The 24,874-nt window shown below is 57.5% G+C and carries 28 protein-coding genes and 6 pseudogenes; 21 read left to right on the forward strand and 13 right to left on the reverse strand.

The genetic code is table 11. The annotated features are described in order from the left end of the window. The first annotated feature begins 136 nt into the window (after nt 1-136). Entirely contained in the window at nt 137-526 is a 390-nt protein-coding gene (locus tag ASD03_RS12665; protein WP_057214144.1) for a hypothetical protein, read from the forward strand. A gap of 257 nt (nt 527-783) precedes the next feature. On the opposite strand, the gene repB (ASD03_RS12670) is transcribed toward ASD03_RS12665, so the two are convergent. Next, complete coding sequence (gene repB, locus ASD03_RS12670) at nt 784-1,806, reverse strand: plasmid partitioning protein RepB (RefSeq protein ID WP_057213956.1); 1,023 nt, start codon at nt 1,804-1,806, stop codon at nt 784-786. Between the two features lie 3 nt (nt 1,807-1,809). After that, nucleotides 1,810-3,006: a plasmid partitioning protein RepA gene (gene repA, locus ASD03_RS12675; RefSeq protein ID WP_057213959.1), complete on the reverse strand. Its 1,197-nt coding sequence runs from the start codon at nt 3,004-3,006 to the stop codon at nt 1,810-1,812. A gap of 1,341 nt (nt 3,007-4,347) precedes the next feature. Here repA (ASD03_RS12675) and ASD03_RS12680 point away from each other — a divergent pair. From ASD03_RS12680 to ASD03_RS12685, 3 genes are all read left to right on the forward strand, one after another. Further along, nucleotides 4,348-4,506 carry a hypothetical protein gene (locus ASD03_RS12680; protein ID WP_156407956.1) on the forward strand — a complete coding sequence of 53 codons (159 nt, stop codon included), beginning with the start codon at nt 4,348-4,350 and terminating at the stop codon, nt 4,504-4,506. Nucleotides 4,507-5,038: 532 nt separating this feature from the next. After that, a complete protein-coding gene (locus tag ASD03_RS37660; RefSeq protein ID WP_082557310.1) occupies nt 5,039-5,347 on the forward strand; it encodes a DUF982 domain-containing protein in 309 nt (102 codons plus the stop codon). A 536-nt stretch (nt 5,348-5,883) separates the two neighbouring features. Next, nucleotides 5,884-6,150: a hypothetical protein gene (locus ASD03_RS12685; protein ID WP_156407957.1), complete on the forward strand. Its 267-nt coding sequence runs from the start codon at nt 5,884-5,886 to the stop codon at nt 6,148-6,150. 293 nt (nt 6,151-6,443) lie between these two features. On the opposite strand, the gene ASD03_RS12690 is transcribed toward ASD03_RS12685, so the two are convergent. Further along, a complete protein-coding gene (locus ASD03_RS12690; RefSeq protein ID WP_057213969.1) occupies nt 6,444-7,265 on the reverse strand; it encodes a DMT family transporter in 822 nt (273 codons plus the stop codon). Nucleotides 7,266-7,396: 131 nt separating this feature from the next. On the opposite strand from ASD03_RS12690, the gene ASD03_RS37665 reads away from it, so the two are divergent. The 3 genes from ASD03_RS37665 to ASD03_RS12705 all read left to right on the forward strand — a co-directional run bounded on the left by ASD03_RS37665 (nt 7,397) and on the right by ASD03_RS12705 (nt 10,247). Then, complete coding sequence (locus tag ASD03_RS37665; protein ID WP_210177766.1) at nt 7,397-7,963, forward strand: CGNR zinc finger domain-containing protein; 567 nt, start codon at nt 7,397-7,399, stop codon at nt 7,961-7,963. Between the two features lie 181 nt (nt 7,964-8,144). After that, nucleotides 8,145-9,443 carry a bifunctional sulfur transferase/dioxygenase Blh gene (gene blh, locus ASD03_RS12700; protein WP_057213976.1) on the forward strand — a complete coding sequence of 433 codons (1,299 nt, stop codon included), beginning with the start codon at nt 8,145-8,147 and terminating at the stop codon, nt 9,441-9,443. Nucleotides 9,444-9,926: 483 nt separating this feature from the next. Next, nucleotides 9,927-10,247, forward strand: coding sequence for a DUF1515 family protein (locus ASD03_RS12705; RefSeq protein ID WP_244494635.1), 321 nt, complete (start codon nt 9,927-9,929; stop codon nt 10,245-10,247). A 15-nt stretch (nt 10,248-10,262) separates the two neighbouring features. Here ASD03_RS12705 and ASD03_RS38905 read toward each other — a convergent pair whose 3' ends face one another. Beyond that, nucleotides 10,263-10,733 carry a hypothetical protein gene (locus tag ASD03_RS38905; RefSeq protein WP_156407958.1) on the reverse strand — a complete coding sequence of 157 codons (471 nt, stop codon included), beginning with the start codon at nt 10,731-10,733 and terminating at the stop codon, nt 10,263-10,265. A gap of 380 nt (nt 10,734-11,113) precedes the next feature. Here ASD03_RS38905 and ASD03_RS12715 point away from each other — a divergent pair, with 380 nt between their 5' ends. Then, nucleotides 11,114-11,344 carry a hypothetical protein gene (locus ASD03_RS12715; protein ID WP_057213982.1) on the forward strand — a complete coding sequence of 77 codons (231 nt, stop codon included), beginning with the start codon at nt 11,114-11,116 and terminating at the stop codon, nt 11,342-11,344. Between the two features lie 342 nt (nt 11,345-11,686). On the opposite strand, the gene ASD03_RS12720 is transcribed toward ASD03_RS12715, so the two are convergent. Continuing rightward, nucleotides 11,687-12,178, reverse strand: coding sequence for a hypothetical protein (locus ASD03_RS12720; RefSeq protein ID WP_057213985.1), 492 nt, complete (start codon nt 12,176-12,178; stop codon nt 11,687-11,689). A gap of 75 nt (nt 12,179-12,253) precedes the next feature. Between ASD03_RS12720 and ASD03_RS12725 the strand changes: the two are divergent. Together ASD03_RS12725 and ASD03_RS12730 are read left to right on the forward strand one after the other, a co-directional pair. After that, a pseudogene (locus tag ASD03_RS12725) lies at nt 12,254-12,439 on the forward strand (hypothetical protein); the annotation flags it as partial. 818 nt (nt 12,440-13,257) lie between these two features. Further along, complete coding sequence (locus ASD03_RS12730) at nt 13,258-13,656, forward strand: single-stranded DNA-binding protein (RefSeq protein ID WP_057213992.1); 399 nt, start codon at nt 13,258-13,260, stop codon at nt 13,654-13,656. A gap of 127 nt (nt 13,657-13,783) precedes the next feature. On the opposite strand, the gene ASD03_RS38910 is transcribed toward ASD03_RS12730, so the two are convergent. Continuing rightward, nucleotides 13,784-13,957: a hypothetical protein gene (locus ASD03_RS38910; protein WP_156407959.1), complete on the reverse strand. Its 174-nt coding sequence runs from the start codon at nt 13,955-13,957 to the stop codon at nt 13,784-13,786. Between the two features lie 324 nt (nt 13,958-14,281). Between ASD03_RS38910 and repA (ASD03_RS12735) the strand changes: the two genes are divergently transcribed. The 3 genes from repA (ASD03_RS12735) to repC all read left to right on the forward strand — a co-directional run bounded on the left by repA (ASD03_RS12735) (nt 14,282) and on the right by repC (nt 17,956). Further along, complete coding sequence (gene repA / locus ASD03_RS12735; protein WP_057213995.1) at nt 14,282-15,505, forward strand: plasmid partitioning protein RepA; 1,224 nt, start codon at nt 14,282-14,284, stop codon at nt 15,503-15,505. Further along, nucleotides 15,502-16,527, forward strand: coding sequence for a plasmid partitioning protein RepB (repB, locus tag ASD03_RS12740; RefSeq protein ID WP_057214000.1), 1,026 nt, complete (start codon nt 15,502-15,504; stop codon nt 16,525-16,527). The genes repA (ASD03_RS12735) and repB (ASD03_RS12740) overlap by 4 nt, the downstream gene beginning before the upstream one ends. A gap of 196 nt (nt 16,528-16,723) precedes the next feature. Next, nucleotides 16,724-17,956: a plasmid replication protein RepC gene (repC, locus tag ASD03_RS12745; RefSeq protein WP_057214004.1), complete on the forward strand. Its 1,233-nt coding sequence runs from the start codon at nt 16,724-16,726 to the stop codon at nt 17,954-17,956. Nucleotides 17,957-18,172: 216 nt separating this feature from the next. Here repC and ASD03_RS12750 read toward each other — a convergent pair. The 6 genes and pseudogenes from ASD03_RS12750 to ASD03_RS40490 all read right to left on the reverse strand — a co-directional run. Next, a pseudogene (locus tag ASD03_RS12750) lies at nt 18,173-18,643 on the reverse strand (ATP-binding cassette domain-containing protein); the annotation flags it as partial. Between the two features lie 13 nt (nt 18,644-18,656). Then, nucleotides 18,657-18,812: pseudogene (locus ASD03_RS37675) on the reverse strand (ABC transporter permease subunit); the annotation flags it as partial. A 284-nt stretch (nt 18,813-19,096) separates the two neighbouring features. Then, nucleotides 19,097-19,519 carry an ABC transporter substrate-binding protein gene (locus ASD03_RS39960; protein WP_200957327.1) on the reverse strand — a complete coding sequence of 141 codons (423 nt, stop codon included), beginning with the start codon at nt 19,517-19,519 and terminating at the stop codon, nt 19,097-19,099. 188 nt (nt 19,520-19,707) lie between these two features. Continuing rightward, nucleotides 19,708-20,031 carry an ABC transporter substrate-binding protein gene (locus ASD03_RS40485; RefSeq protein ID WP_244494640.1) on the reverse strand — a complete coding sequence of 108 codons (324 nt, stop codon included), beginning with the start codon at nt 20,029-20,031 and terminating at the stop codon, nt 19,708-19,710. Further along, nucleotides 20,022-20,180, reverse strand: coding sequence for a hypothetical protein (locus ASD03_RS39965; RefSeq protein ID WP_200957329.1), 159 nt, complete (start codon nt 20,178-20,180; stop codon nt 20,022-20,024). Before ASD03_RS39965 ends, ASD03_RS40485 begins: the two co-directional genes overlap by 10 nt. A 179-nt stretch (nt 20,181-20,359) precedes the next feature. Further along, entirely contained in the window at nt 20,360-20,983 is a 624-nt protein-coding gene (locus ASD03_RS40490) for a hypothetical protein (protein ID WP_244494636.1), read from the reverse strand. A gap of 135 nt (nt 20,984-21,118) precedes the next feature. On the opposite strand from ASD03_RS40490, the gene ASD03_RS37685 reads away from it, so the two are divergent. The 6 genes and pseudogenes from ASD03_RS37685 (at nt 21,119) to ASD03_RS12775 (ending at nt 23,545) form a co-directional block, all read left to right on the forward strand. Further along, nucleotides 21,119-21,349 carry a helix-turn-helix transcriptional regulator gene (locus ASD03_RS37685; RefSeq protein ID WP_082557312.1) on the forward strand — a complete coding sequence of 77 codons (231 nt, stop codon included), beginning with the start codon at nt 21,119-21,121 and terminating at the stop codon, nt 21,347-21,349. Between the two features lie 13 nt (nt 21,350-21,362). Continuing rightward, nucleotides 21,363-21,467, forward strand: a pseudogene (locus ASD03_RS40495) (plasmid stabilization protein); the annotation flags it as partial. Next, a pseudogene (locus ASD03_RS37690) lies at nt 21,464-21,714 on the forward strand (VapC toxin family PIN domain ribonuclease); the annotation flags it as partial. The pseudogenes ASD03_RS40495 and ASD03_RS37690, both read left to right, overlap by 4 nt. 170 nt (nt 21,715-21,884) lie before the next feature. Then, the gene (locus ASD03_RS12765; RefSeq protein ID WP_057214010.1) at nt 21,885-22,280 is read left to right on the forward strand and encodes a hypothetical protein; all 396 of its coding nucleotides are present in this window, start codon (nt 21,885-21,887) and stop codon (nt 22,278-22,280) included. A gap of 343 nt (nt 22,281-22,623) precedes the next feature. Further along, nucleotides 22,624-22,971 (forward strand): hypothetical protein, encoded by a 348-nt coding sequence (locus tag ASD03_RS40500; protein ID WP_244445510.1) that lies wholly within the window; start codon nt 22,624-22,626, stop codon nt 22,969-22,971. Between the two features lies 1 nt (nt 22,972). After that, nucleotides 22,973-23,545, forward strand: a complete 573-nt coding sequence (locus tag ASD03_RS12775) for a hypothetical protein (protein ID WP_057214012.1) — start codon at nt 22,973-22,975, stop codon at nt 23,543-23,545. Nucleotides 23,546-23,635: 90 nt separating this feature from the next. Here the strand turns inward: ASD03_RS12775 and ASD03_RS12780 are convergent. Continuing rightward, nucleotides 23,636-23,956: pseudogene (locus tag ASD03_RS12780) on the reverse strand (recombinase family protein); the annotation flags it as partial. A gap of 105 nt (nt 23,957-24,061) precedes the next feature. Between ASD03_RS12780 and ASD03_RS12785 the strand changes: the two are divergent. Then, nucleotides 24,062-24,307, forward strand: coding sequence for a type II toxin-antitoxin system ParD family antitoxin (locus ASD03_RS12785; protein WP_057214015.1), 246 nt, complete (start codon nt 24,062-24,064; stop codon nt 24,305-24,307). A gap of 2 nt (nt 24,308-24,309) precedes the next feature. Then, nucleotides 24,310-24,627, forward strand: a complete 318-nt coding sequence (locus tag ASD03_RS12790; RefSeq protein WP_057214019.1) for a type II toxin-antitoxin system RelE/ParE family toxin — start codon at nt 24,310-24,312, stop codon at nt 24,625-24,627. Nucleotides 24,628-24,874: the final 247 nt, after the last annotated feature.

The following is a 24,874-nucleotide window of genomic DNA, read 5'->3' on the forward strand; positions in this document are numbered from 1 at the left end:
CGCATACGTCCCTTTGAAAGGAGAGCCTAACGTCGCGGCGCGATTACAATCGTGATTGGACATTCGCCAAGACAAGCGTACCGCTTTGAGGACGGAAATGGCTGGCGCCGGTTTGATCGTCTGAATGGAGGCGAACATGAGGCACCAAACACGCGAGCAACTATCGGCAGTAGCGCAGGTCGAACAGGGCCTGCAGCAAATGACCCTTTCTCGCAACGACCGCTGGGAGCGCTGGGCGGGACGTCTTGAGCAGAAGCCGCAGCGGCTACTCTCCACGCTTTTCGAAATCGAGTATCAGCCGGCTCGTCTGCGTGACAAGATGCGTAGCGATAACTCGCCGATCTCGGTTGCGTCCGAAGACCCGGTATTGCGCGCGGCCGGATTGAAAAACGATACCTTCGGCGAAGCAAGGCGCTTTTTCGAAGTGAGTGCCGAGCAATTGCACGAGGTGATCTGCTACTGCCATTTCGGCACAACTATCAGTGGAGCGACCGCTGCTCGAACTGTCAGATCACTGCTGCTTTAGAGCGTTGAACATTGGCAACGACCGTGAGCGGACACCCCTGCTGACCATTGCCGGGGTGCCCGTCAAGAACGTGAAGGCGCGACCAATCGATGCGAAAGCCGCATTTTTGTGAGGCGACAGAGCACGATTCAACGAATCCAGGCATCAAAGGGATGCTGAAGACTCTTGACTGAATCTCGTGGAAATGCGAATCTCACCTTGCTACAGATCGAGAAGGGCTCCACGACGGAAACGTTTGGGGCCTTTTTCTTTATTCATCAGCCTCCTGAAGCCTGCCTTTGCTGGAACTCTGCGTACAACTCATCGAGCTTATGCTCGACGAAGGAACCGAAGTCGGCTGCTACGCGCTTATCGAATACGATGCTAAGGCGCTCGCCATTTTCCGAAACCCGCACGGCCTTTTCGCCCGAACCGTCTTTCCACACCGATTTTCTAGCCGGCTCTGGCACCTGCTTCAGGCAGTTGTACACGGCAAGAAAGCGGTCGTCTGACGAGAAATTTTTGAAAGCCGGCTCTTCGATCAGCTTCAACGCTACCTGGTGCTTTGGCTTATCTTCCATCAGATCCGCAATATCGGCCCAACGGGTTCGGCCGAAGCCTGGAGCCGGCCCTACCGCCTCGATGAGGGCGCCCGGTAGCCGTGTAACGAGGGCAATCATACGTGAGAGCGCTGCCTTGTCGACGCCCAGGGCCGACATGATGACGTCCCTGCTGAACTCGCGTTGCTCAAGGCGCGAGGCGAAGAAGGACCGCTCGATGAAGGAAAGATCGGTGCGCGCGTTGTTCTCTTGTCCCTGGCTGACGACCAGTTGCTCGTCGCTCAGCTCCCTGACCACGGCTTTGATCGTGCCGCCGATCTGACGAACGGCCGCCAGGCGCCTGTGGCCGTATGCAACCTGATAACGGCCATCGCTTGTCGGATGCGGCCTGACTAGGATGGGGACCTGCTGGCCATGCTCGCGAATCTGAGCCTCCAGGAGATCCTGATCATCTTGGCTAACGCCCAATCGATCCGAAACGAAGGAGACATCGATCAGCTCCGGGTCCAGTTCTACGACGGCCTGGCCCTTTGCCAACTGCTTCTCAAGATCCTCGACGCGTTGCGCGCGTTCGTTGATGCCGCCGAGAGATTGCGAGATGGCGCCAACCGGTGAAGCACGCTTCAACGGCTTTTCAAAGCCGGCCAAAGGGCGCAATTCGGCGAGCGGGCGCTCATGTTGCACATCGAGCGATGAGGGGAGGTCCCCCTGTTCTATTCCGAAGACATTTTTGCGCGCCATCGCTTATTTCCTTCCCCAGGTCTGCTTCACGAGGTCCTCGATTTCGGCGTTTACCGCCGTCAGTGACTCGAGTGCACGATCGTATGTGCCGCGGGTAAACTGGCTCCGATCGACTTCGTACAACGTCTGCTTGGTAAGGCCGGCATCCGACACCGCTGTCGACTTGACCATCGCATTTTCGAGAACGCGATTTCCGAAGATCGAACGCATGAAGCCCGCCATTTGCGACTGAGGGCCATCATTCGGCTCGTAGCGCGTCACGAGGTAGCGCAGCCAGTCGTAGTCCATTGTTCCGCCGGCGTTCTCGACGACCTCGAGAAGGTCGCCTGTCATGTGCAGGAACTGGCTCATGGACATGACGTCGAGCATCTGCGGGTGAACCGTGATGAGAACCGAGGTCGCCGCGCAGAGCGCCGACAGTGTTAGAAATCCAAGCTGGGGAGGGCAGTCGATAACGACGATGTCGTAGGCGCTTTCGATTTCGGCCAGGCATTCGCCGATGCGGGCAAAGAACATGGAATCGCTGCGACCACGAGCGATCAAAGCCTTGGGGGTCTCGTGTTCGAATTCCATCAATTCCAGGTTCCCCGGAATGATGTGCAAATTGGGCGTATATGTCGCTCGAACGATTTCGGTTATGTCTCTTCGCTCTTCGTCGTAGCGGATTGCGCCATAAAGCGTCTCGTTTTCGCCCACGTCGAGCTCTGGCTGATGGCCGAAGAGCGCGGACAACGATGCCTGCGGATCGAGATCGATTGCAAGTACGCGGTAGCCGCGAAGGGCAAGGAATTGAGCGAGATGGGCAGACGAGGTCGTCTTACCCGAGCCGCCCTTGAAGTTCATGACGGAAATGACCTGAAGCTTTTCGCCATCCTGGCGATGACGGATATAGCGGCGAGGTCCCTTCCCGCCCTCGTCCAGCAGACGGCGCAGCTCCTGAATATCTTCGACGCTGTACAACCGTCTGCCATTGGGGAGCGGCTCTGGGCCATGCCCTTCCGAAACAATCTGCCTGAGGTAGCCTTGATGAATTCCGATGAAGTCGGCGGCTTCGGCGGGTGTGAAGCTGCGTATCGTCTTGCGTGCGGTCGGTGGGAAGGTGCGTTGCTGATGCGCCTGCAATTGACGCGACAATTCCTCTGCGTCAGAAGCGATTAGGGAGCGTAGTCCACCAGCGGCTTTCAGAGGTTTGTTGAGCATCGGTTTCTCTTTTGTCCTATCCGCGCTTATTTGCGGTTTTGACGGCAATATGCGCTGATCAGGAGTAACCCGATTCCAACATGGGCTGCAACCCTCTCGGTTGCGTTGTGCATGTACAACTTATCTCAATCTCCTTTGGTGCTGGGCAGTTGTACGTGTACAACAGACGGCAGAAGAGTGGACAGCGCCCGCTCGCTTCGCACGAGGTTGCGTTCGTCAGGCGGGTCGGTGTTTGGAGCCGAATACTTCTTCGACGCGCCCGTTGCCTGATTTTTTGCCGCGGCAGATGCCGAATATTCTGTCCAGTAGCTGGAGCAAAATCCAACCGAAGTTGTCCAAGGAACATGCGCGGCTAGCCTACGTTACCGACAGTTCTGCGAGTTTGCGCGATCCGCCTTTGCCAGGAAGCCTTCCTTTGAGCGCAGGCAACATTGCTCGCAGGCTTGTTTCGTCGTTGCAGGCAAACCCGCTCACGGGTGGCGTCGCCACCTGTTGTATGCTAGAAAGTGAGTCCTAGCGTTCGATGCGCCAAAAAATGGATGGATCGAAAGCCGCCGTGACGTCCGACTGACGGAACGTAACTTGCCATTAGTTTCCGTATGCGTATAAATATCAACTATATCAAGGAGTTAGGGCTGCTATAGTTGGCCCAAGAACTGCGCATTTGCAGCATTTGCGCGCGGTTTTGTCCCGTAACTCAGTTTACGCCAGTGTTATCAGGGCAAAAGTCATTCCCGGTTGGTTGTACATGTACAACTCCGGGATTGAGGCGGTGTTAACAGGCCAGGGGCAGGAGCGCAGGTCATGAAGGCGGATGGCCGTTCAACCGCGTTCGCGCTCGATATGCTTGGAACCGTCCGTTCCCCGTTCGGATTGCCCAGAACGCTAATAACTTGCCGGCATCATTTATCGTTCCCAAGGTTGACAATCGGGAGCCTCACGAGGACCAGAAGCTACACTCAGCATCCCCTTCACTCCGGAACTGACTGTAGTCGTTGACGTGTGGTAGGCGACGATTTCCGGAGGCCGAACATGCGCGAAACCTGGGTAGAATGCGTCATTGTGAGCTGCAGCAGCCACACGGTAAGCAGATCGCGTGGGACCCGGCACACCCGGTTCGTCTCCTTACCGGTTGCTGGCCAGTTCAGTCCGGATTTCGCTATGGAACGGCGGTTAATCTCTGCCCTGACGCTAAGTTTGGCACATGCCCGTGAAGCAGGCTCGATCCACATTCATCGCGGCCATCGACGAGGCGAAAATTAGAAGATTGCGCTGAGGGCAGTAGGGATGTGCGAGACCTTGGCTTCGGAACATTCTTCAGTGAACGAGGTTGGTAGCCTCATGAAGAGCACCGAAGAGCGAGCAAAGACCGGCATGATGACGTTCGTTGCGGCAATATTCGCCATCGCGCTCATTATCGTCGGATCATACTTGATGTTCTGGACGCCAGCTGAGCCAGATGGTCAGCCAGCGCCTCGCGCGATTGATCAGAGCAAGTAGGAGCGATGGATCCGAGCGACACACCCACAGACCTTCCTCCCTCCGCAGACTTGCCCTGGCAGAAAAGGCAAAAAGTGTTGGCGGGTAGCCGGCTTGCGCTATTCATTGTCGGGGTTGCGATCAGTGCTTTCGCTATTTACGCCTTCATCGTCATCTACGGCACTATCGTTAGCACTCAGTAGGCGCCTGGGGCCAGTGCGAATGCTGGATGTCGAGGCTGGGTGGAGGCAATGTACGTGCGGATTTGCTTCCAACACCGCGTCAGACCGCGATCGGCAACGCACAGCTGCGCAACACCCTTGCAAGCTCAGGCAACTCACAGGCTCGCAAAGATCATAAGCGACGCGGGAAAAACTCAGGCGACGGGCGAACGCCACGGCCGGGGAGATGAAGCCGCCCGAGCCGAAAGGGGGCGGCCAAGCGGCAATAAAATTTTTTCGACGTCTTCTTTTCATACCCTTGAAGTGGCGATGTGTGTTTCCAATATCGATTTCGTCTTCTTTTCATCCGGTAGAATGTCAAGGAGGAACCAATGCACATTCCGGAGATGCCATGGTCGGTGCCGCTGTTGGTGCGGCTGCAAAACGGTACAAGCCGAGTTTTCTCCTCGGTCTACGATGCTCTTGATTTTCTCGAGAATGAATGGCCACTTCGACGTGGACAACGCTACGAACGAGCGATTAGGACCTGCCGTGGCGCGCTCAACAGATCGGCACCGATAGCGGTGGCCCGAGAAGCGTTTATCGCTGCATGCCTGGAAGCTGGTATGCCGGCCACAGGAACGTTCGAGCATCTGCGAACATCGAAACGCAATGACAACAGTCCGCAAAGAGCGGCCTAGTGTTGCCAAAAATGCGTCCAATGAAGCCAGGTAAAGTCTTCATCCACTCCTGGCCCCCTGCGTGGGGCCCTTTCTTTGATGGCTGATATGCAGTTCATCGGATGGGGTGCCGGCATCGAGCTTGCGGAACCTTCTTAAGCCAACCGGGTTCGTCTCTCGGCTTGCGTTTCGGGCGGGCCGGTAGGGAGTTGGCTATGAAATTGGAGAAGGTTGGCAAAGCAAGGTTGAAGCTGCGCTTGCCATCGTACCGGTGTTGTCGGAGCTGAAAAGCCCGGCCTTAACCGAAATCTGCATCGCTTACGCAGAGGCATCGATGCAGCTGGATACACTCCGCTTCTGCGGCTGCCCTGATCTGCTCCTGATTGGCAAATACGAACGTATTTGTCGTGAGCTCGAAAACAGCATTGAACCATATCTTCGTATGTTTCGGCCTCCCCTTACGTCTAATGTACGATGATGGGGAGGCAGCCCGGTGACCTCCGCAGGCAAACCTTCCTGCCGGCTTCCACGCGATACGGGATTTGCCCTCCAGCCCGATGCCGGAGACTTTGCGCGCTAGCGAATGGACGTCGCTCGGAACTCGCGCCGCTTCTTCACGTTCTGATAAGATGAAGATCACTTCAGACGAAGACAGCGCCCTACTCGCCACGTTGCGGGCCTCAGCGCGCATCCATTTCCCGGATGCAGACGAGGCTGATGAGCTTGTGGCGCGCGCACTCAAAGTCGCCATTGCCGAAACAGAAGCAGGTCGAGCAAAACGCGACAGGAAACGCTGGCTGCTGCGCCTCATGGACATACCCTGATCAATTCGCGACCCGGTTCGAGAGCGCTTTCCCGAAAAGCCGGCTCGGTGTCTGGTTTCGGTCGGAAGGGATTGCATCCTCGGCCTCGCGCCAGCAAATTCCTAAGCGCGACCCAATCCATGGGCGGTTCTCACGATGGCGGCCGATAACCAGCCCCATATGGATCGCCAGTGCATTCCAACTCTTGCCGGTTCTTGCCCTCGATAGATCGGTCCGCCGCTTGAGAACGCAATGATAGATAGGCGGCCCCAAGCATCAATGTCATGCCGAAAAGATCAAGAACTCCGATAATTTCACCATTGAACCCTATTCCAGTCATGATGGCGATTACCGGGGACACGAAAGCAAAGTTCCCGGCACGTGATCCGATACCGGATAAGCCGCATGTAGATCGTGTATCCGACGACCGAGCCAAAAATCACCAGGAAAATCCAGCCTGCCATCGCTTCCTTCTCCCATCCTCTCGTCAAGGCGGCCGCGCCACCTGGCTCGAAAGCGATCGATGTGGTGATGAGCAGGAGCCCCCCGACAAGCGTTGTCCATCCTGCTATCAAGATCGGATGGTGTTGAGATAGAAGAGCGCGCGAGAGAATAGACCCCCAGGCCGACGAGATCGCAGCCCAAGCCACCGCTGCGGCGCCCAGGACTTTCATTGCATTGTCTGAACTTTGATCCGGGTCGAGCGACGCATCCGGTAGAAACAAGATCGCCAAACCAACTGTTCCGACCGCAATCGCCACGCCTCGTGTGCGGTTCCAGCTTTCTTCGCGCAGACAAATGGCAAAGCCGAGCAAGGCAAGCGGCGTCAGCGACATCTCGAGCACCGCCGCGGTGCCAGAAGCCACATACTTCATGCCCCAGAACAGGGGAGCGTAGCAAAGCGTGATCGACAGCACACTGGCCGCAAGCAACCGCAAGCGTTCGCCAGGAGCGGGAACGATGAAGCCGTGCCTGAAGGTGGCGATTGCTAGCAGCAAAACACCTGCCGCTGCGAATCGCGTGCCTGCGAAGATCACCGGCGGCACGGTACGCACGCCAGCGGATATGCCGATCCAAGTGGATCCCCAAATGAGGCACAGGATAAGAAAACCGATGAGGTTTCGCTGCGAGGTCATATCAGCACTGTAACGGTTAAAAGTAGCTTATACCGTTACAACTTCATCTTGCCAATTTTGTTCCCAAGTTCGATAATTGATGGATGCAACCCAAACCGATCGCCGAACTTCGCCTCCTTGGTGGACATCCCGTGCTCGACTACGTCAACACCGTGGACAGCCGCAAGGATCGCCTCGGGCCCGATGCTCTTGTCTCGTTCAATCATTTGATCGAGTGGGCGACTCGGCTTGGCCTCATAGGCACCGCCGACGAAGCTCGGCTCGGTTCAAAAGCCGCGGCGCATCCACAAATCGCGGAAAAAGCACTTGAAGAGGCGCGAGCCCTACGAGAGGCTATTTACAAAATCGCGCTAGCCGAGGTCCGGTGCCAAGCACCGCCGAAAAAGGATCTGCACTTGATCGGTCGCATGGCGAAACGATGGCTTGCCGGCCGAACCATCCTGATACGACAGGATGGACAGATCGCCTGGAGCGAATCCGTGCAAGACCTCCAAGACATCGCTTCCAAGATTGCTTGCTTGGCCGTTGACCTGTTTACAACCCGCGACACCCGTCGCGCGATCAAGCAGTGCCCCGGTCACAATTGTGGCTGGCTGTTTCTCGATCACTCGCGATCCGGACGAAGACATTGGTGCTCGGACGACATCTGCGGGACATATGCCCGAGTGAAACGATACCGCGCAAAAGGATCGAGCTAGGTCAGTCCGCCCGACGTGTTTTTCAACGCTGCGGACACGAGTTTCAGACGTTGGGCCTTATTTCTGGGCCTCCGGACCTTGGCCCAGGGTGGGAGCTGGCCATGGATGGCAATCCTGGAGCGGCCGAGGAACACACAAGCGCTGGCGGCGTTCAGCTTGTATCGGATTCCAGGAGGACTTCATGATCATAACCAAGGTCAATGAAAAGCTCAGCATCATGGCTCAGCCCGCGACGGACGAGTTCCAGTCGTTTGCAGATCAGGGCTTTACCGGGCTGATCAATGTGCGGCCCGATGGAGAGGACGAGGAGCAGCCGGGCAGCGAGCAGGAAGCTGCCGCGGCGAAGAAAGCTCGGATGTCCTACACATTCATCCCCGTGACCCTCCCCACGGTAACAGAATCCGAGGTTGCCGCATTTCAAGAAGCTCTTGATGAAGCCGAGGGACCGGTCGTGGCGCACTGCAAGTCAGGAAGGCGTGCCCTCCATCTGTACGCGATCGGCGAGGTCCTTGCTGGCCGCATGCGTCGCTCCGAGGTCCAGGAATTCGGCCACCTGCACGGTTTTGACCTGACCGAAGCCATCGCCTGGTTGGAGAACCATTTCGCGCAGCGACCGAACGTCAGGGGCTTCTTCGATGAGCGCACCTGCAGCATCCAGTACGTTGTGTCCGACCCTGAAACGGGCAGCTGCGCCATTATCGACCCCGTACTCGACTATGATGAAAAGGCAGGCGCAATCGGCGCGATGAATGCCAGCGCGATCCTCCAATACGTCAAGGAAAACGCGCTCTCGGTCGAGTGGATCCTCGACACTCATCCCCACGCAGATCATTTCTCGGCCGCCTATTATCTCGCGGGGCAGACCGGCGCCCCAATCGCCATCGGCGATCGGATCGTCGAGGTTCAGAAAATCTGGAGAACTATTTACGATTGGCCGGACCTGTCTGCCGACGGAGCGCATTGGAACCGGTTGTTTGCGGACGGCGACACCTTCAATGTCGGCTCGATCGATGCGAGGGTCCTTTATTCGCCAGGTCACACCCCAGCCTCCGTCACCTATATCATTGGTGATGCCGTTTTTGTTCACGACACCATTCTGATGCCCGATAGCGGCACGGCTCGCACCGATTTTCCAGGTGGAGATGCGAGCTCGCTTTGGCAGTCGATCCAAAGAATCCTAGCTCTTCCAGACACTACGCGGGTGTTTACCGGGCACGATTACCAGGCCCACGGCCGCGCTCCCCGGTGGGAAAGCACGGTGGCGGAGCAAAAACAGACCAACATTCATCTCGAAGGTCTTTCGCTTGAAGACTTCGTTAAACTTCGCGTCGAAAAGGACGCCCAGCTACCTTTGCCGAAGCTCATCCTTCACGCCCTTCAGGTCAATCTTCGCGCGGGCCGCCTTCCCGAGCCAGGAAGCGACGGCAGGCCGCATCTGAAAATCCCAATTGGCGCTTTCGACAAAGCGGCCTGGCGATAAGAAAGCGTCTTTTACGTTTAACGAGACAACAATCCACACGCAGCATGGCTTCTGATCTTTTTTTCTCGTTTAGATTGAGGCATTCTCCCGCCGCGTTACAGGAGAACATCATGTCCTACGATTGGGAAGGTGCGCGCCGCCGGCGATTCAGACAGGCAAGGCTTTGGCTCCTGGTGGCTCTGGCCGCATGGTTAGTTGCGCTTGCGATGGCGCCGTAGCGCCGCTCAATTGGAGGTCTCTCCCCAACCCAAATGGTGCGTCTTCGGAACATCGGACATGTTCAGTGGTTTAGTGGCACTCCATCATGCTTCTGAAAACTGGCCTTTTCATCTTTTTGAAGAGGCCGTTTTTTCAGCACATTTCGCGCTGGCGAGCATTTCTCGGCTTCGGGCAAGGTTCGGCCTGCCCTCTCGAATGGGTCGGCCTTTGCGCCGGCGGCGTCTGGGCGAATGCCGGATGTGTAAGGCACGGGAAGGGCAGTAGATGGCAGCCACAGAAACAGCAGCGACGGTCGGTCGCCACCTTCGCGAACCGACGGCAGGAATGCGCGCCTTGCAGGACACATTGCGCCGGATCGAAGAGGGCGCCGACCGCGCGGAGAATAAGGCGGCCGAAAGTCGCGCAGGCGTGCATCGCCGCATGGATGAGCTTGTCGGTCGCGTTGGTCATCTCGAAACGTCAAGCGCAACAATTGTTGCCGACGCGGCGGAGATGAAACCGGTCACCGATGACGTGAAGCGTTGGAAGCTGATGGGGTCGGTGCGCCCAGGATCACAGGTATTGCGGCGATGGCTCTCGGCGTGAGTTTCGCCGAGGCAATCAGGCGCATTCTTTTTGTAGTTTAGTGATAGGTAAGGGATGCGCCTTCAGCGGACCAACCCGTCGCCCGCGGCGCGGGTTCACCCGTCCATTGCCAGGATCGCCGGCGCCGCCGAAGCCGGAATCACCGCCGCCAGTACCCAGGATCGCCACCGCCGCCGAAGCCGGAATCACCGCCGCCACTGCCATGATCGCCGCCACCGCCGAAGCCGGAATCGCCGCCGCGGGTACCAGGATCTCCACCGCCGCCGTGGCCGGAATCACCGCCGCGAGTACCAGGATCTCCACCGCCGCCGTGGCCGGAATCACCGCCGCGAGTACCAGGATCTCCACCACCGCCGTGGCCGGAATCACCGCCGCGAGTACCAGGATCGCCGCCACCGCCGAAGCCGGAATCACCGCCGCCATTGCCATCATCGCCGCCGCCGCCGGAGCCGGAACCACCGCCGCCACTACCAGGATCGCCGCCACCGCCGCCGCCCCGACTGGTGCGGGTCCGACCCGTGTTACCTGTTGCGATTGCGTTTATCGCCGGGATCGGCTGACATTTTTCTCCTCCGCCATCATTGATGATGTTGGCCGCTCCACGCGGGCTACACTGACCCGGGAAAATAGAGCGCTCAGTGATTTGCCCTTGCGCCGGGACGGCTATTGCTAAGAAACCTGCCGACACCACGGCCAGACCGGTGGTTATTAGAAGTTCACGTACCACATTCATTTCGACCTCACTAAATTAGGTATTGGTTAAATAACCTTGAGTGAGGAAATTGGTTCCTTAGGGCGCTCAGCTTGGGACCTTTGCAGCTTAGACGTTTTCCGCCTTTCATGCGCTAGTGCGGAATGGCCAAAACATGGAGAAAGAAACCGCCTCCTGGGCCAACGGCGGATCGCATGCCGGATCGCGCCAGCTCTTTGTGGATCGCGTCAAAGGCCACACGCAACTGATGAAACTCGCAATCGAGGAGATGGAAAATTTTGCAAAGGAGAACGTGAGCCGGAGAAACTGCAATGGAGAGCGGGATTCTATGTCTTTGGCGCGCGATATTCAGGTGGCCGAGCTGATGGCATCTAGCCCTGAATAGCGGCTGCTCAGGCGACACCGGGTATCGACGACGATGGAGGCGCACTCAATCGGGGCGAGTGCCTAGCGCCTGAGCCATCCCGGCATCTACTACCTTGTCCCATAGCGCTTCCGGCGCTTCGGCATGGGAGAATGGCGCCTTTCCGGCTGCGAACGACGCGGGCGAAAGGGGGCCTTCCCACTCTGAAAAATGAGAACAAAGCGGACGTACTGCACGGATTTTTGCACGTGCAAGCCGTGCAATTCGCGATTGGTTCCGCGCAATGGCTTTGACGCTGCATGCGCGGCGGTATCCGTTTCATGTGAGCGTCTATCGCACTTGTCTTCGAATCCCGGCGCTGCGCTATTCGTCCACGTAGCGGAGTTCGTACCACCACCGGACATTGTTGCAGGTAGGGCAGTCACCGTAAAGAACACTGCCCGCACAGGTGGTGCAAGTGACCAATACTTGCCTCTGCACGCGCGTCCTGGGCTGGGGCGCACCACCGGCTTTATCTTCTTTTGGTGGGGAGGGTGTGTCGTCAGCGACCTTGGTGATGACCGCTGATACCAAGCTTACGATGAACAAGTAACCAGCAATCCAGCCGAGGTCGCCGTCTTTATACAGGAGCGCGAAAGCGCCGACCGCCATTGCAGCTAAACAGGTGCCTCCGCTGACCCATCGAAAAAAGGGAAAGCTGAACTTGCGGTGCCAATAGACCCACACCCACGTGGCGACCAACAAAGCGGTTCCCAGCAAAAATTGGTCGTTTCGAGAGATGGACGTCGTTGTAAGCAGGCTGGCCCACAGCACGGCGATGACGCAAATCGATGTGATAAAGCCTGTCCAACCCACCAGCTTGCCTCCTGAGAGTGAAGCTCAGCATTCTCTGGGTTGAAAACTTTTGCAATTCGCCCGTTGGGACTACCTGTGATCGAAGGTCAAATCCAGTTCGATCTCTCCCGCTTTGAGCGGTCGTTGCGCGATATCGAGCGCAAGCAGTTGCCTTATGCCATCATGCTGACGCTGAACGAAACGGCCAAGGGTGGTCGGCTCGAAGTGCAGCGCGAGATGGATCGGGTGTTCGATAGGCCGACGCCCTATGCAAAGCGCGGCGGCTGAGACGAAGTTTCAATTTGCCTCGGCTCGGCCTGCTTCGACTTCGGCCGGGCGAGCTGACAAACGGTTCTACCGGCACTTGCGCGCCGCCCTCCCCGCCCCGTCGCAACCAATCATAGTTTCGCGCTGACAACGCGCCCGACCACCACCAGGTTGCCATTGCGCACGTGGCCTGCAGAAATCCGCAGCAACTGTTGCCTCAATGCGCATTCGTGGGCCTGACTCGACCGGCTTCGAGCCGCCGACGAGACCAACGTCTGACGCTTGGGAAATCGTCAAGGCGCGGAAGCCGGATCTGATCTAAATTCATCCTCAAAGTCGGCTGACACCAGCAATTCGGTTGCCTCGACTATTTGGCGCATTCTGCAATATCGCTTCGCGAGAAAGGCCCGCGTCCAATTCCGTCGCCCGATAGAAATGGCTCTGACTACCCTGAAAGCTTCACCCCACATCACTCCGCCTTTAGCAAGAACCGGAGCGCGGATCGTAAGGGCAGTGATCTCCGCTGCGGTAGGGTGAGCCTTTTCCAGCATGTCGCGGCGGATGCCGGCAAGAACGAAGATTCCGCTGAACGTCCGGATTGACTCTGCCGAAGGACAATCCCTCCAACCTGACTGATCCCCTAAGCCCGTTCGGCTTCCGCCCGCAACCCCCAGGCTTCGGACCGAGTTGGCGCAAGCGCCTGCCCGCACCACTCCGGGCTCCTGGGGGTCGGCCTCCGCTAACTACTGCGTCGGTGCAGGCGCCATCCGACGGGACTTGGTCGGGTCTCGTCGGAGGGACGGTCCCTCGGACAGAAGCAACGGAGACATCAAATGCAGAATATCGTCATTCTCGCCGGCAACATCGGTCAGGAGCCCGAAACCCGCACCAGCCAAGGCGGCAACAGCATCACCCACTTCACGCTTGCCACCTCGCGCTTCCGCCACATTGAAGGGCAGGCCGTCAGAGACGAGAACGGCTATCGGGTTCAGGATACCGAATGGCATCGCATCACCGCCTTCAACGGCCTCGGCAAGACAATCCAGAAATACTGCGAGAAGGGCATGAAGGTCCTGGTTCGCGGCCGCATCCACTACACCAAATGGACCGACCAGCAGGGCAACGAGCGCTATGGCTGCGAGATTATCGCAGAGACGGTGGACTTCCTCAGCCGTGCCGACAAGTACGAAAGCCACGACCGCTCCATTGACGGCGATGGCATTCCCTTCTGAGCCGCAGCTGAGAACTCGGTGACCAAAACCGCCGGGTACTCTCTTTGTCAGCCCAAGGCTATGGAAAGATCAAGCTTGCGGCCTCCATAGACTTCCCTCGCTAGCTCCGTGCTCTGCTGAAGTTCCTTCAGCGAAAGACGGCGTGCCGATCGCCGCTGGCCGGTGAATGGAACCGGTTCTCCCCGATGCTGTTGATCATGTCCGCTGATGGGGTCGAGGAGTTGTTGGTGCCCTGCTCTTCCGAAATCGCGATGACCCGCATGCCTTTCTGGACTACGGAAATCGCGGTGGAGATGAGCACGAAATAGAATCGCTGCGCTGTGGTTGGATTATACAGGCTCCAAACAGGTGTTCGGGTCCCAATGCGGTGCGAAGAGATCTCTGTCGCTGCTCGATGATGACCTTCGCTCGTGCATGATTCACAGTAGAACAATTGGCAGCGTATTCGCGCTAACAAACGGAAAAGATTAGGAAAAGACCAGAAAGTCCACCTGCAGTCCTGTGCCAGAAGGCCGGTGTCGTTAACCTTTTGTTAACCCTAAACTTCTGGACCGCCTCGGAGAAACATGTCTATCCTTGGCGGGTAACGGCCTTCAAACCGACCGAAGGCCGCCAAGAGGTAAAAATGGCGATAGCAAACCGAGTAGAACCCGTCGTGAGCACCAAGGAAGATGCCGGCGACAAAATCATGCGGCATGCCGGGATTCTGTCTGGGCAATTGCAGCAGCTCAGAACTCGCATGTATCCGCCAAAGTCGGAAAAGGCCCTGCGTTCGTTCCTGACCAATGAAGTGTCGAAACTGACATCCATACCGGATTCCACCCTCAAGCTCCTGTCCACCGAAGGACGTGGACCCGTGCCCAATCGGCTCGAGAACAATCATCGCGTCTACACTCTGTCCCAGATCAATGAGCTGCGGGAATTGTTCGCCAAGCAGAAACCCGCAGAGGCCTTGCGGTTCCTCCCACGCCGCCGTGCCGGGGAGCATCTCCAAGTTGTTGCGATTGCCAACTTCAAAGGCGGCAGCGCAAAGACGACGACCTGCGTCCACCTATGTCATTATCTCGCTCTCCACGGCTATCGCGTCCTCGCGCTCGACTTGGACCCTCAGGCGTCCCTGTCCGCCATGTTTGGCGCGCAGCCGGAGGTCGATGTTGGGCCAAACGAAACAATTTACGCCGCGCTTCGCTATGATGAGGCGGAACGTCGACCTATCCGCGATATTATCCGCAAGTCATACTTCGATGGCATCGACCTGATTCCGGGAAATCTGGAAGTCATGGAGTATGAGCATGAGACACCCCGTGTTCTGGCAAACAAATCGGGTTCTGGCGCTATCTTCTTCGAGCGATTGAAGCTTGCACTCTCCGAGGTCGAGGCCGATTACGACGTCGTTATTCTGGATACGCCGCCGTCGCTCGGGTTTCTCACGCTGAGCGCGATATACGCCGCGACCAGCATGATCATAACTGTCCATCCAGCAATGCTCGATGTCGCATCGATGAACCAGTTCCTCCTAATGATGGGCGATCTCATCAGCGTTCTGAACGAGAGCGGAGCCCAGCTGGATCAGGATTTCATTCGATACCTGATAACACGGCACGACCCCAATGACGCCCCGCAATCCCAGGTCGTCGCGATGCTGAGGCACCTGTTCGGCTCCGACGTACTGTTGCCGACTGCCATTGAGAGTACTGCGGTCGAGGCCGCCGGGCTTGCAAAGCGCTCCCTCTATGAGCTCGAGATGGGACAGATTGGACGCGATACGCAAAAGCGTGCCCGCGAAGCTGTTGACGCAGTTAATGAGGCAATCGTTCGCTTGATCAATGACAGCTGGGGACGGACATGAGCAAATCTCCTCGCAAATCAATCGTCGCCAGTTTTGGGCTGCTATCATCGGAGCTGGAAACCGAATTGGTCGAGCAAAAGCCGGCTACCCCGGTGCCGTCAGGCGGCAATCGTGTCGGAGCCGGTGTCGTCGCCGCCGCGCACCGTGCAATCGACGACATCCGATCAGAACGAGATCGGCTGAGAGCCCTCATTGAGTCGGGTGCAGCCGCTGTTCGGCACTTGGATCCCTCACTCGTTGATCCCTCCCCTTACCCGGACAGACTGCCTGATGATGATGGGGCGACCTTCGAGGCATTTAAGCGCTCGATCGAAACAGAGGGACAGAAGGTTCCGGTTCAGGTCCGCAAGCATCCCTCCAGTCCCGATCGTTTTCAGATTGTCTACGGCCATCGCCGTTGGCTTGCTGCTCGACAGCTTGGCAGGCCCCTGCTGGCCCTCGAAGTCGAAATTTCGGATCTCGACCTTTTCCTCGCACAAGGCATCGAAAATGCGAACCGCCAGGATCTCACCTGGATCGAGCGGGCGTTGTTTGCATCGCGGATGGACCAGGCAGGGATCAAACCGCGCTATATCTACGCTGCTCTGGCTATAGAAGATGCCGAATTGGCGCGAATGCGGAACGTATACAGGGTCGTTCCTGCCGATATCATCGAGGCTATCGGCCGTGCTCCAAAGATCGGACGGCCACGTTGGCTCGAACTTGCCAAGACGGTTAGCGACGTCCCGACGGCCATCGAAACACTCCGGGCTGCGCTGGTGGAGAAATTAGACGCGACTGAAACCTCCGATCAGCGTTTCCAGCGTCTTCTGAACACCGTCAAGCCCGTCCCTCCAAGGAGGGTTGCGCCGGTGATATCGGATAAACGCGGTAGGCTGCTTGCCACTTTGGTGGCCTCTCCAAAAGAGGTCCGAATTGCAGCCGAGGGATCGGTAGGGACTGAGTTTCTGAAGTTTCTACAGGCGGAGTTGCCCAGCCTTGCTGAGCGCTTTGCCAGTGAACATGAACAGGAGAAACCCTGACACCTGTCAGGGTTTTCGAGACGTAACAGGAAAGGAAGCGCTGCAAAAGAAAAAGGCCCCCTAAACGTTGCCGTCGTGGAAGCCTCTCTCAAAGTGTGACAACTCGAGAATCGCATTTCCCCGAATCCCAGTCAAGAGTCTTGGCACCGTTAATTTGGTGAGCGGATTTCTTTTGCCTCTTGAAAGGTGAAAGAAAATGGAGAGCAGACATGTGACGACGCCCTTTGGGCGGCGGCCGATAACGCTTGCCTTGGTGAGCCGGCAGATAGCAGCGAAAGAAATCAGATCCGACAAAACGACAGACAAGTGGAAGGTCTTCCGGGATGCATCCGAGGCGCGGAAATTCCTCGGCGTCCAGGATCGCAGCTTGGCGGTCCTGGAAGCGCTCCTCAGTTTCTATCCCGAGAGTGAATTAAGGCAGGGTTCCCAACTTGTCGTTTTTCCATCGAACGCTCAACTGACCCTCAGAGCCCACGGTATTGCGGGCGCGACGCTTCGTCGGCACTTAGCGCTGCTCGTCGAAGCTGGACTGATTGTTCGAAAGGACAGTGCCAACGGCAAGCGCTATGCACGCAAAAACAAGAGCGGCTCGGTCGAGAGTGCCTTTGGATTCGATCTATCGCCGCTGCTTATGCGCGCGGAGGAGCTCGCCCAGATGGCACAGCGGGTTTGCGCGGACAGGATCGCATACCGCAGGGCCAAGGAAGATCTCACGATATGCCGGCGTGACGTCCGCAAGCTCATCTCCGCCGCAATCGGAGAGGGGGCCGACGGCCACTGGCAGAAGCTGGAGGCCGTTTACCTCGATCTCGTGCGCCGAATCCCACGTGCACCCCTCTTGTCCGATCTTCATGGCCTTCTCGAGGAAATGGAGATGTTGCATGAAGAAGTCCTCAACGCATTGGAAATAAAGCAAAACGCGAAATTTTTGAGCGCCAATGATGATCAGAATGAGCACCACAAACAGAGTTCAAATACCGAATCCCTCTATGAACTTGAACCGGGCTCTGATGTCGAAGAGCGAGCTATGCCTTGCCAAAACAGGGAACCGGCTAACGTAGCGCTGAAGGTGTTTCCGTTGGACATGGTGTTGCGGGCATGCCCTGAAATCGTTGCATACGGCCCGAATGGGCGGGTAACCAACTGGCGGGATCTGACGTCGGCATCCGTCATCGTCAGGTCGATGCTTGGTGTTACTCCATCGGCTTATCAGGAAGCGTGCGATGCGATCGGACCGCAAAATGCGGCTGTCATGATCGCCTGCATCCTCGAGCGGGCAGGGCACATAAACTCGGCAGGCGGATACATGCGGGCTCTAACTTCGAAATCAAAACGAGGGCAATTTTCGCTGGGGCCAGTTTTGATGTCGTTGTTGAGGGCGAAAGGTATTAGCGCTCGCAGCGTTCATGATCACGGAGCGTTGCCATGACCTCACAGAAAACCCTGACAGCTGTCAGGGTTTCTAGAGCATGGGATCTCTGACCCGCCCCGCCAGAGCTGTCGAACCGGCGAGCATTTAGTGTCAGCAAGCAAGGGGGGCCGGCGCCAGCGGTGTCGAGAACCTGCCCCTGTCGCCAGGGGGCGGTGGGTTGGCCGCTGCTAGTAGACCAAACCTCAAAGGCGACACCCAGAGACTTTTCGCGGCGGGCCCGAAGTCTTCCACCCGACCATCCTTGAAGATGTAGACGGTGCTGCAGACCTCCTGGACGACCGCCAGATGATGGGAGATGACGATCATCGTCATGTCCCGCTCGGCGATCGTGTCTTTCGAAGCGCGACGAATTCGGCCCGAACGGACACATCGAGCGCTGATGTCGCTCATCCGCGACAATGATCTGAGGTAGCCAGGAACGGGCGATACAAACGCGCTGCTTTTGTCCGCCGGAGAGCTGATGCGGATGGCGGTTGAGCAGGCTTCGGCAAGACCCAGCCGATCCACCATGGTCAAAAGGTTGGGGAGCGCTCCCCTGGGGCCTTTCCTTGCGCCGAACCGAATTCTCTCGCCAAGCGTCTCGTCGATGCTCATCCTGGGGTTCAAGGATACGGAGGGATCCTGGAAGATCATCTGCACGCGACCAAACAGGCGGCCGCGGCGGCCGCTCTTCGATACATCAAACTCGATTCCATCGAAGGAAGGAGAGCGTTGCCTCAAGCGCTACAGCGTGACCGACCTCGATCGGGATCAGGGTGACCGGCGGCGCGATGCTGTTGGGCAGCAAATGCCGGAAGATGATCCGGAAGGTCGGTAGCCGCAGCAATCTGGCCGCATCCATGTAGGACTTGTTCGTCTCACCTGGTCGGCCATCACCAGTTCGGTTGCTCCGCGCCGCGTTTCGCTCCGGCCCCACCTCAATGCCCTCCGCCTTTGCGAGCATCAGGTCGAAAGTGTCGTTGCGATACTTTCCGAAGTTCAAGGCACCGGTCCCGCTCGTCGGACTCGGCGACGCCAGAAGCGCGTGCAGAATGAAGTCGGCCGCCTCGCGGGAGGTGCCGTCGTATCAGGCGGCATAGTCGCCGGGCGCCCGTTTCGTGTTGAACACCGAGAAGGGTGCTGCTGCCGGCTGGGCGATCACGCCAATCCCGGCCCAGCTTTGTGCGACAGCCTGAAGGCTTTCGGCGTCGCCGGGATAGCGGCCGGCGGGTCCGGCGAGGATAAGATTGAGCCATCAGGGAAGCCGGCCTTGGCCAGAAGCGGCCCTTGCCTCGTCGTAGTTCGGCTCCTGCGGCTGCAGTTTCGCCGACGTGCCCGGCAGGCCTGTGGGAACACTTGTGCTGCCGCCGTACCATAGCCCGCCAGGATCTTGTCGATCAGAATGCCCCGGTCGACAGCCAGCGCAAGCGCCGGCCGGACCAAGGGGTTCTTGAATGGATTGGGGATCTGCTCGCCCGACTTAGGGGTCACACCGAGAAGCACCTCTCGTGCGACATCGAACTGCACGAAGTTGACGCGGGCAGCTTCCACACTCGCAACCTTCGCGTTGCGCTGTTTCACGGAAGCAACATCGCGAGCCGGATGGGATCGGCTACATCGACTTCACCAGTGCTGAGCGCCGCCACGCTACCTTCGCCCAGTCAGGCTTGCCGCCCCAGTAGCTGTCGATTCGCATGAGTTGCAACGTTTCGCCCGAGCCCAGCTTTCGAAGCTGTACGGTCCTGTGCCAACAGGGCTACGACCTGCGTTCAAGTCTTCCGTCGTCTGAAAACCCTCGGAGGCCGGTTGATCACGAACATGGAGGAGAAAACGAGGGGTAGGTTGGGAACGGCGCCATTGGTCTCGATGATGACGGTGAGAGGGTCCGGTGCCGAGACCGACTTGATGGCGCTCACATAGGAGAGAAAGCCGCCGCTTAGCGGTTTGAGAAAGTCCCGGATGCGCTCGATCGTGTAGACGACATCGTCCGAAGTGAAGGTTGAGCCGTCATGAAAGCGGACGTCGTCGCGGAGCTTGAACTCCCACTGGGTGCCAGACAGTGGTCGCCTAGCAAGGCCAGGCTTCAGCTCCAGCTTCTCTCCTGATAGACGAGCCGCTCGTAGATGTTCGACAGCAGCGAGGTGTTCTCGTTGAGATTGGCGTATTGCGGATCGAGCGTCATCAGCTTGTAGGACGTGGCGATCCGCAGCTCTCCGAGGTCTTGTGCCTGGACCGGCGTCAAGGAGCACTTCCGAGCATGATCGAGATCACAAGTGTCGAAAATAGGCGTTGGCGAATAGGGCTTCCCAGTTTCATGTGCGGTTCCTTGTTTTGGATCTTGATAGAGTCGGAACGCCGCGTTGGAGTACTCCCCAACGCGTGGCTTCCAGCGCGAAATGCATGCAAGGCGTAGTCGCGCGGTCAGACTGACGGCGAACCGGGGATCACACGCGCACTTGGGACATCACTGTTCGGCCGCCCTGAAACATCGACAGGCGCTGGGACGACAACAGCTGAATGCGCCGGTCTCCCGGCCGAAGCGCTATTGATCTTCAGGAGATCGGCGATGACGGAGCGGATTTGTGGCCATGGATCTTCTTGGCTTGTAGCGGATGGTTGCGACCTGGTGACAACGGCTTGGAGCTTGGCCGTTGCACCGGCAACAGATTGCGCCGGAGTATTCCACAAGTCCTCCGCTGCTCGGTCCTCTGCAATAGACGCACGGTCCTCTGCTTCGAGGGCCTCGTCGTAAGCCCGCGAAGCTGCAGTTGGCGCGGATCGGGATTCGTCCCGGATTGCCGAGGCAACTGAGAGGAGTGACGTTTCGAGTCGCTGCTGACGCAACTGTGATTCGTCCAGACGCTGCCACGCAATGCGCCATTGATGCCAAACCGCGAGTACGGGATCGTCATCGAACGGTCCTAAGGTCGGGGTCTTGGTCGCGGAAAGCTCTTGATATGTGGGTAAAGGGGCCGTCGATCCGAGGGAAGGGAAGTCTTCCATCGTGACCGCAGATAAAGTTCTGCTATTGTCGGAATCAGCCATGATCCGAGCTCCCTACAGCTTAGGTTGTGGTCAGGCTGTGCCAGGTGCTCGCAACACCGGGTACAGCCGATAGACCATCACTCCTATACAGGGCAATCTCAACATGTGCAACCAAAATCACCATGGTATGGTGATATGAAGGGAATTCAGTGCAAATTAGCCCGCGTTGCATTGGGTTGGGGAGTCCTCGAACTTGCAGAAGCAGCCAGTGTTTCAACACAGACGATCACACGACTTGAGCGGGGCGATCAGCTTCGTCCTGCAACGCTGGAACGCGTTCAGCGCGTGCTTGAAGAGGCGGGAATAGAATTTATTCCAGAAAATGGTGGTGGTCCCGGCATTCGTTTCAAAAAGCCGATTCTATAAGAAGACTGCTCTTAATCTGGCGCGTGCCATTCGCGCCCGTATCGAACCCCTCGGGGGCGTAGAGCTCAAGGTACCTGCACGCGACCCGATTCGTGACGCTCCGGATTTTGGTGCGTGATTATTCTTGACACCAATGTTTTGTCGGAGCTCCTGGCCCCCCGTGCCCTCGCCTGCTGTTGAAGCTTGGTTAGGCGACCAACCGCCGACTTCTGTCTTCACGACTGCCGTTACCGAACAGAGCCTGGAAGCCGCGATCATGCCGATATTCAGCGAAGACCTGGCCGGCCGAATTCTACCCTTCGACAGCGACGCAGCTGCCGCCTATGCGACGCTCGCCAGCGCGACGCAAGGCTGGACGCCCCATCTAAGTTTTCGCTCGGACCAGTGCTGATGGCGTTGATGCGCTCCCAGGGGGGTATTTCATCGAAAGCTGGTTGAATGCGAGGTAGTAAACTCGGTGACAGTCGTGAAGCCTTGAAGGAAAATTGGACGTGTGAGAGCTTAGGCAAATAGATCTGCGGGAAGGGAGAATCCCATGTCTATCGATCACACTAAAAAGCTCGAAAAGCTATTCATACTGCTCGCCCTTTTGCTGCTTTTGCTGCCGGCGATGTTCGGTGAACCTCGAAACGCTGATGGCTCCGGCGGAGATTTTCTTCGAAATTTTGTATTCGACTTTCAAACTCTGCTGACGGGTTTGCTCGCGATCGGGGCGGCATACTGGACCCTTCGCGAGATGCGCATCAGTGACGAAGTCCAAGAGCGGCGCCATTTCGAGTTACGCTTGGACGCCATTCGAGACGACCTATTGGCCGTAAAGAGGCTTCAGGAAACCGTTCCGGGAGACTTACGAAAAAACGTGGACGGCATTAGAGATTCTCTGCAAACGCTGACGAAAAAATCGCGCAGTATCCACGATCCTGTAGGATGAACATGGAGCTGCGAATAGCGCGTCTGCCTTCGTTGAGTTCATGGGGGAACTTGAGCGGAAAGCGACGAGGGCGGCCCAGGTGATTGAGATATGGGCTACAAGCTTCCTCGCGGCGAATGAGGGGAAGCGGATTTAGCTCCTGCCGCAGACAGCGACGAAGAAATCACCCACATATTGGACCGATGCGTTCGATAGAATTGCTGTTTATCAACATGTCGTCGCACGTGGCCGCGCGTTTCCGTCAGAGTTGCTCGCCCCAAGGCTGGCCCGCTCCGGCTTGAAATCGAGGATGAACAGCATTATGTTAGACGAAATTTGATTTTGTCAGACACGAGGCTTCGTCATGGGAAAACATAGCAGTGCCGAAGAGCGGGCGGCGGAAAAAAAGGCGGTGCTGGAAAAGGTCGTGGGCAAAGTGAAGGCCGGCAGGTTCGCTGCTAGCAGCAAGGCGCGTGTTGATGCGGTCATGAAAGCGGCTGAACATTCCGGTCTCCTGGGCGAAAAGAGCAAAAGGATCGGCGGGAGGATCAGTCCCGCTCTCATCGAACAGGCAAAGAGGCACACCGGCATCGAAACCGACACTGATCTGATCGAGTTCGCATTGGCGGCGGTAGCACTTGACGACGATTTCGGATCTGTTTTTCGCAAGACTCGCGGCACGGTTGACCCTGACTTGAAACTCGGATTCTGACTTGTCCGATTTTGATTTCGATGCCGCCTTTCGCTGGGCAAGATTTGATCCTGGCCGGACCCTTTCAAGGCGCCAAGACAGAGAGCTGCCTTTCCTCGAGGAGCCGGCCGAAGCCGGCCTGGAACTGCTACTCGACACGTGTGTCTACATCGATGGCTTGCAAGGGCGAGCGCCAGAAGTTGTGGCGAGCTTGCTTGATATCCGCCACAGCAATCACTCCACCGTCGCCATCCAGGAGTTGATGCACACCGTCGGCGTGCTCGATCCGGTGCACAAAGGCACGAAAACAGCCATTCAACAAATCAGGACTACAGTTAAGGCGATGCCGGCCCATCGTGTGTTTGCACCCGATGTCGATGTTCTGGGGCGGGCCGCTTTACTGTCCGGCATGCTGTGTCGTCGGCAGGGCTACCACCGCGATGCTCGGCTGCGCGCTCTTCACGACTGCGTCCTGTTCCTGCAGGCGCAAAAGCTTGGTCTTACCGTTCTGACGGCCAATGTGAGCGATTTCGATTACCTGCTGCAACTGATGCCGAATGGCCGGGTCCTGTTCTACCGTTCAGCCACCAATTAGGCCCAGGCGGCCCGAAGCTGCGATTTTGGCCAACTCAAAGAACAGATAGCGAACTCGTGATCACATAGAGTCTGACGGCGAGGCTTGACCTTCCAAGGCTCGGTAGACAGTCATCCTGGAAACCTTCAGATCACGAGCGACCGCCGTCTTGCTCGCGCCAGCAGCTATCCGTTTGCGGATTTCGTCATCGTCAACGTTCTTCTTCCGCCCCTTGTAGACGCCGCCAGCTTTCGCCGCGTCGATACCAGCTCTTTTCCGGTCCTTGATGAACTTGAGTTCCATGTCGGCGACCATGCCGAGGATGGTGATGACCATTCGACCCATGCTTCCGGCTGTCGTGACTTCGGGCTCAAGAACACGGAGTGACGCACCCTTTTCGTCAAGCTCATGAACGAGATTAACCGTCACGTCACCCGCATCTAGGTTTGATCATTTGCATCGGAGGTATTGCCGCAATGTCAGTAATTGCGCAAAGATCGTTATTGTGGCATCCTACCAGGCAATAGGAGGTGCGACATGAACGTATCTATTGGTGACCGCTGGGAAGCCTTTGTATCCACCATCGTGAAGGACGGTCGTTACGGTTCCGCCAGCGAAGTTGTGCGCGAAGGTCTGCGCCTGGTCGAGGAACGGGAACAGAAGCTGAGGGCTTTGACTACCCTGCTCAATAAGTCGATTTCCGATGGCGGTGAAGCGTCGGATGCAGAAATTGATGCTGCGCTGGAGGCAAAGGCCGCCCAGCTGACCAAGGAAGGCTTCTAAGCGTGCCGCAGCTTCGCATGCTGCCTTCGGCACTCACTGACCTGCTCAATATTCTCGAATACATCACCCGACAAAGCGGCAGCTTGGTCGTGGGCCGTCGCTTTATCGGGGAACTCCGACAAAAATGTCGGACACTGGCCGACCTCCCCGGCACGCTCGGCCGATCACGGCCAGAATTACGTGCCGATATCCGCAGCTCGGCGTTTAAGGGATATGTTATCTTCTTCCGCTATGTCGACGAACGTTTCGAGGTGGTCAACATCATCGAGGGACACCGTGACATCGACGAGCTGTTTTCCTCGGCCGACACGGACGAGTAACACCCCGAGACCCAGCTACCAATATCCTCGCGCTCTGCGGGGTGAATCGCCCTCGGCAACCAGACACCGGCGCCTTTGCGGCTCACCATTGCGACAATGGGGCAAGGCTCCGCACAACTGGAAACGCTGGGCGAAACGATCCACTTACTGACCAAAATTTGGATATAAAGTCTGGTCAGTTGATCTCGAGAGTCTGTGTTGGGAGTCCGGCCATCTTGGGCGAAATCGCCCCAGAATCCCGGAAAAC

The sequence above is a fragment of the Ensifer sp. Root127 genome (assembly GCF_001425225.1).
Classification (GTDB): domain Bacteria; phylum Pseudomonadota; class Alphaproteobacteria; order Rhizobiales; family Rhizobiaceae; genus Ensifer; species Ensifer canadensis.